This is a genomic window from uncultured Campylobacter sp. (assembly GCF_938045625.1).
Classification (GTDB): domain Bacteria; phylum Campylobacterota; class Campylobacteria; order Campylobacterales; family Campylobacteraceae; genus Campylobacter_A.
The window spans coordinates 22,046-28,616 of sequence record NZ_CALIAV010000044.1 but is presented as its reverse complement, the minus strand read 5'-3'; the positions used below and the strand labels follow the sequence as shown (position 1 = coordinate 28,616).

Here is a 6,571-nt window from a genome sequence, read left to right as displayed (position 1 = left end):
TAGCATAGATGCGCACAAGGCGAGAAACGCTTTATGTTTCATGCGAATTCCTTTCTGTGAGGATTTAAAGAGACGCGTTCTCTTTGTCGTTAAATTTGAGTCGGCAAATTTGGTCTTTAATTTTCATAGCACACTATACGCGACAACTTTAAATTTGTCTTCTTGTTAAGGGGGAAGGGGCTTGAATTACGAAGTCGCTCCCTTCCCCCTTAACAATCCCCTATCCCCTACGACGTGAGGAGTTGCTGCACTGCGCGCAGGTTTAAATTTGGCGCTACCGCGCCGCACATCAAATTTAACGAAGTATCGCAGACCAAATTCGACCCGCGATACAAAATAAGATTTGCAAGTATTTTGAGATGGATTTGAATGTTGCGACGAAAATTTCGGTCAAGATAAGGCATATAGCCTATCGCCGACCGAAATTTTATAGCTCATTCAAAGACGCTCAAAAGACGCCGCAAATTTAGGCTAGATTTTCTCCAGCAATCATCCCAAACACTATACAATCGGTTATCGCAACCGTACCGAGTCTGCTCGCGCCGTGCGTACCGCCCGTGATCTCGCCTGCGGCATATAGGCCAGGGATCGGTTTGTTTGTCTTGCTCGAGATAACCTCGGCTTTGGCGTTGATCTTTAGGCCGCCCATGGTGTGGTGAGGCTTCGGCGATAGGCGGATGACGTAGAACGGTCCTGCCTCGTTGATCTCGCTTAGCGCGCTTTCTTGTTTGCCAAATTCGTCTTTTTTGGCTTTAACGCCTTCGTTATATTTCTTGACGGTTTCTTTTAGCGCATCAGCAGGCACGCCGTATTTTTTAGCGATGTCATCGAGCGTAGCGCACTCGCCGACTAGCTTGCCACTACCCATGCCTTTTTGGATGATTTCTTCGCTTAGGTCTTTAAACGCCATTTTGGTGTCGGCGAAAGTTATCGGATATGCGCCCGGTTTTTCGCGTAAAATTTTAAACTCGGCGTCCGCGCGTGTTTTGCGGTCGGCTAGCTCGTTCATAAAGCGCTTGCCCGTGCGGATATCGACCGCGATGCCGTATTTAAAGGTACCTTGCTGAGTTAGGATCGGAGCGGTGCCAAAGCCCTTTTCGTCCGGGCTCGCCCACGGACCAAACTGGATCCAGTCTACTTGCACCGGATACGCGCCGATCTCAAATGCTTTTAGTAGCGCGCCCGCAGTCGCTCCCGGATGGTTGGTGCTATCGACGTCATCAGGTATGCGCGGGTCTTGAAGCTTTCTAAACGCCTTATCGCGGCAAAATCCGCCAGCTGCCAAAACGACGCCTTTGTTTGCTTTTAGTGTTTTTTTCGTGCCACTAGTGTTTTCTAGGTCGTCGCTGTAAAGTTTATCGTCGAACCTATACTCTTCTCTGATCGTCACGCCCACGACGCGGCCGCTGTCATCTAGCACGAAGTCGTCAAATTTGGCGCGGCGGCGAAGCTCGCAGCCCTTGTCTTTTAGCGCTTCAAATTTCTCAAGCATCGGCTGGATGTAGCCTGAGCCGCTATCGTTTGTGGTTAGTAGCGAGCGAGCGACCGTGTGACCACCGAAGTGCGCGCAGTGCTCTTTAAACTGAACGCCGTTTTCAAGAAGGAAGTTATACGCGTCCATACCGCGATCGACCAATGTCTCCAAAAGCTCGGTGTGGTTGATACCAAGGCCGGCTTTTAGACAGTCGGCGATAAATAGCTCTTTGCTATCTTTGATGTTGGTTTTTGCTTGCACCGGGTTGTTTGCGACCGCCATGCCGCCGCCGTTGATTACGGAGTTGCCACCGATGCGACCCATTTTTTCCAGGATTAGTACCTTGCTGCCTTTTTGCGCCGCTTTTAAGCCCGCCGCAAGCCCCGCAAAGCCCGAGCCGATGATGATCACGTCCCACTCTTCGTCAAATTTGACGTCTTTTGCGTTTAACGCGCTTGCTTGCACATTTACAGCACCAAGTGCTAGCGCACCCGCACCCGCCATACCTAGCTTTAACAAATCGCGTCTTGACATTTGCTCTTGCATACGTCCTCCTTTGGATGAAATATCGTAATAGCATTATAGTTATAATATCGTGAGTTTGCTATGAGTTTTATTAAAAATTTACTCTACCAAAGATATCCCTAAATTTAGGGGGTTTAATATAAATTTGACTAAAAAGATATGAATTTATGAGATTTTATTTTTAAGATTTATCAAGGTTTTTCTATTAAGGTGTAATCTTTTATGTAATTTTATTTTCAGATTGCAGAACGGGGCCAAATTTGACAAAATCCGATCGCTCTCAAATTTCGCTTTTTACGAAAAATCGCAAAATTTAAGCTAATTTCAATATTATTTTGGGTAAATTTCCATTTTTTGGTCCCGTAGCTCAGTTGGTAGAGCACTACCTTGACATGGTAGTGGTCGATGGTTCGAGTCCATTCGGGGCCACCATTTCGCTTCTTTTGATTCAAATTTCATCAAATTTTACTTATTTCGCATCTTAAATCCAATACGTCAAATTTGCAAACTAAAGCCAAAATGTATTTATTTTCTAAAATTTAACTTGTTAGCATCAAATTTATGCAGGTTTTTTGGGAATAAATTTAAAGATTAAGGCGCAAAGGCAACCACTCCTTTGCGCAATTTGGGAGAAAAATGAATCAAAACAATGCAAAGACGAGATAAATGCATGATTCATTCGATGAAATATTAGCGATAGTTTTCTTAAAATATAATAAATTATATTGAGAATATTACCGATTTATCAATATTTAAAATTTAATCAATATATTATACTATATTCAAAACCCAAATTTGATCGCCGTTTAAACCCAAATCAAATAAAACATTAAGTAAAGCTTAAAAACATTTTAGCTAAAATCAAGCCCAATTCTTTCAGCGTAAGAAAGATGTTTCGATAAAAAGGACACAAAATGAGCGATATCATCGCATACAAACTGGATGGAAACATAGTCGATACCCAGAGTATCAACGGGCGAGAAAACGCCGCAGAACCGATTTATTTTGACAACTCCCCCGACGCGCTAAACGTCATCAGGCACTCCTGTGCGCACCTCATGGCGCAGGCTATCAAAGAGCTTTATCCGCAGGCCAAATTTTTCGTCGGACCAAATGTCGAGGACGGATTTTATTATGATTTCAAGGTCGATGAGGCTAACAGCAAGCTTAGTGACGAAGATCTAGCGGCGATAGAGGCCAAGATGAAAGAGCTAGCCGAAGCAAAGCTTGACATCGTAAAAGCAAGCTCCACAAAAGCCTTTATGAGCGATAAATTTAAAGACGACGAGCTAAAACAAGAGGTGCTAAAACGCATCCCCGAGGGCGAAGTCAGCAGCTACAAGCAAGGAAATTTCGAGGATTTGTGCCGCGGACCGCATTTGCCAAATACCAAATTTTTAAGATTCTTTAAACTAACGCGCGTAGCCGGAGCGTATCTTGGCGGCGACGAGACGCGCGAGATGATAAACCGCATCTACGGTACGGCATTTGCCGACAAAGAGAGCCTAAAAGAGCACATCCACATCATCGAAGAGGCCAAAAAACGCGACCACAGAAAGCTTGGCGTCGAGATGAAGCTATTTACATTTGATGATGAAGTGGGTGGTGGTTTGCCGATCTGGTTACCAAACGGCGGACGTTTGCGCTCCAAACTCGAGCAAATTTTATATAAAGCTCACCGCGACCGCGGCTACGAGCCGGTGCGCGGACCAGAGCTACTAAAAGCCGACGTATGGAAAAAGAGCGGCCACTACGCAAACTATAAAGAAAATATGTACTTTACGACGATCGACGAGGCCGAATACGGCATAAAGCCGATGAACTGCGTCGGTCACATCAAGGTCTATCAGTCAGACATCCGCTCATACCGCGATTTGCCGCTTAAATTTTTCGAATACGGCGTGGTGCATCGCCACGAAAAAAGCGGCGTTTTACACGGACTTTTCAGGGTGCGCGAATTTGCCCAGGACGACTCGCACATCTTTTGTATGCCAAGCCAAATCAAAGAAAATATCCTAGAAATTTTAAAATTTGCCGGCAAAATAATGGAAAATTTCGGCTTCCACTACGAGATGGAAATTTCGACCAAGCCGGCCAAAGCTATCGGTGGGGACGAAATTTGGGAAACGGCGACGAAAGCTCTAAAAGAAGCGCTTGATGAAAACGGGTTTAAATACGGTATCGACGAGGGCGGTGGCGCATTCTACGGTCCGAAAATCGACATCAAAATCACTGACGCACTAAAGAGAAAATGGCAGTGCGGCACGATCCAGGTTGATTTTAACCTACCTGAGCGCTTTGATCTTGGCTACATCGACGCAAATAACGAGCGCCAACAGCCCGTCATGCTACACCGCGCGCTACTGGGAAGCTTTGAGAGGTTTATCGGTATTTTGATCGAGCACACCGGCGGCGAGCTGCCGTTTTTCGTAGCTCCGACGCAAGTAGTCATCGTGCCGATCAGCGATGCGCACCTAGACTACGCTAAAACCGTCGCAAAAGAGCTACGCAAAATCGGCGTAGATAGCGAAATCGCTAGCAAAAACGAGAGTCTAAACAAACGCATCCGTACCGCGGAAAAACAACGCGTGCCGATGATCGCGGTGCTGGGCGACAATGAAGTGGCAAATAGCGCTATCGCTCTGCGCGACCGCACGACCAGGGAGCAAAAAGATATGAAGCTGGATGAATTCGTAGGGCTTCTAAAATCAAAACTCGCCGAGGTAACTTTTTGAAGCCGGAGCGAAAATCCGCTAAATTTGAGCTAGGCGCGGCTTTATGCTAAGCCTGGCTTTTACCAAAATCTATAAAAATTATCACGGTGCAATAAATTTCTACGAAAAATACAATAAAAACACAATATTTTTGGATATAATCAACAAATTTCAACTTAAAGGAAAAAACTAATTGGCTAAAGAAAACGAAGTGTTGCTCAACGAAGATATCAGAGCGAGCGAAGTGAGATGCGTGGGAGACGACGGCACCGCATACGGCGTCATCCCAAGAGTAGAGGCCTTGAAAATCGCCGAGAAAATGGGGCTTGATCTAGTGCTAATCGCACCTGATGCCAAACCTCCAGTTTGCAAGATAATGGACTACGGCAAATTCCGCTACCAGCAGGAAAAAAAGCAAAAAGAGGCCAAGAAAAAGCAAAAAACGATCGAAGTAAAAGAAATTAAACTCTCCGTCAAAATCGCTCAAAACGACATCAACTACAAAGTCAAGCATGCGCTTGAGTTTCTAGAGGACGGCAAACACGTCAAATTTCGCGTATTTTTAAAAGGTCGCGAGATGAGCAACCCGGAAGCGGGCGTCGCGATGCTACAAAAAGTCTGGGAGATGGTAAAAGACGTCTCTGACCGCGATAAAGAGCCGCTGCTAGAAGGCCGCTACGTAAATATGTTGGTAACGCCGAAGAGATGAGAAAAATTTGTCTCGTTTGTGCACTGGCTTTGAGTCTAGCGGGAGCCGAGTGCAGTCCGTATCTAAGACTAGCCACCATCGGCGCCAAATCAGCGCTAAATCAAATAGAAGACGATAACATAAAGGTTACCGAAGTAAGTTGCAAAGACGAGATAATCACCTACGAATACGTCTTTAAAAACTCACAAAACATAGACTGGGAAGCTATCTCGGACGAATATAAAAAAGAATTTACGTCTACTATGAAAGAGCTTTTGGTGGAGGATTTTTGCTCTGATCAAAATACCCTTATGGTGCTACAAAAAGCAAAAAGTATCGTGATGAACTACCGTATACCAAACGGTGCGCTTTTTGGCAAAGTGGAGCTAACTGCAAAGGACTGCGAGAAATAAGCAATTAGGCTTGGAAAGCCTCAAAAAGCTAATAAAATGTTTTGGGGCTTCCAAGTAAAATTTGACCGAATAAACCCAAAACAAGCCCGGCAAATTTTAAAATACCGCTCAAAATACAAATTTACAGTCTCACGAAACATACCTACGCGATAACACCAAAGAAGCAAAATTTGATAAATTTGAACCAAAATCGCTAAAGAATAAATTTCGTATGCGAGCCGCCAAAGGCTAAATTTCACGCCAAAAGCGGCCGCATACTTAAAGCTAGTGTCCAGAACGAGCCGCGATTATTTGCCGACCTTTTTGCAGCACTCTCTCATGTGGCCACCGCTCTTTTTGCAGCATTGCGCGTAGGCTTGCTTTGAGAGAGCGTCATTTTTTTTCACTCTCTGAGGACCCGCACCGCCCTTGCCGTACTCGTATATCACGCCAAGCTCTTTGCAAGAGCCCGCTTCGTTATCATTATAGTTATAACAAGCTGCCGTAAAATACTGCACCGCGTTAGCCCACTCTCCTCTGGATACGGCTCTCAATCCATCGCCGTACTCTTGGCCGCCTTGTGCCGAAGACAACGCCAAACACGCCAAAAAGATCGCTAAAATCAACTTTTTCATGACGACTCCTTTGTGTGGATTTATAAAGCGATTATACTACAAAAATGCTTTGATGTTTAGAAAATATTTACGCTATATCGTGATTAAATTTACGTAAAGTTTTATCATTGCATTCAAATTTGAGCTGCGAGCCACAAAGCCGT

The 6,571-nt window shown here is 44.9% G+C and carries 5 protein-coding genes and 1 tRNA gene; 4 read left to right on the top strand and 2 right to left on the bottom strand.

Going from position 1 to position 6,571, the window contains the following annotated elements:
- Window positions 1-466: 466 nt before the first annotated feature.
- Window positions 467-2,020, bottom strand: coding sequence for a flavocytochrome c (locus Q0386_RS04080; protein WP_299027444.1), 1,554 nt, complete (start codon window positions 2,018-2,020; stop codon window positions 467-469).
- Between the two features lie 335 nt (window positions 2,021-2,355).
- On the opposite strand from Q0386_RS04080, the gene Q0386_RS04075 reads away from it, so the two are divergent.
- The 4 genes from Q0386_RS04075 to Q0386_RS04060 all read left to right on the top strand — a co-directional run bounded on the left by Q0386_RS04075 (window position 2,356) and on the right by Q0386_RS04060 (window position 5,814).
- Window positions 2,356-2,431 (top strand) — tRNA-Val (locus Q0386_RS04075).
- 482 nt (window positions 2,432-2,913) lie between these two features.
- Window positions 2,914-4,734, top strand: coding sequence for a threonine--tRNA ligase (gene thrS / locus Q0386_RS04070; RefSeq protein ID WP_299027441.1), 1,821 nt, complete (start codon window positions 2,914-2,916; stop codon window positions 4,732-4,734).
- A gap of 172 nt (window positions 4,735-4,906) precedes the next feature.
- Window positions 4,907-5,422 carry a translation initiation factor IF-3 gene (infC, locus tag Q0386_RS04065; RefSeq protein WP_122872973.1) on the top strand — a complete coding sequence of 172 codons (516 nt, stop codon included), beginning with the start codon at window positions 4,907-4,909 and terminating at the stop codon, window positions 5,420-5,422.
- A complete protein-coding gene (locus Q0386_RS04060; RefSeq protein ID WP_299027438.1) occupies window positions 5,419-5,814 on the top strand; it encodes a polyphosphate kinase in 396 nt (131 codons plus the stop codon). Before infC ends, Q0386_RS04060 begins: the two co-directional genes overlap by 4 nt.
- A gap of 287 nt (window positions 5,815-6,101) precedes the next feature.
- On the opposite strand, the gene Q0386_RS04055 is transcribed toward Q0386_RS04060, so the two are convergent.
- Window positions 6,102-6,428, bottom strand: coding sequence for a hypothetical protein (locus Q0386_RS04055; protein WP_298055979.1), 327 nt, complete (start codon window positions 6,426-6,428; stop codon window positions 6,102-6,104).
- Window positions 6,429-6,571: the final 143 nt, after the last annotated feature.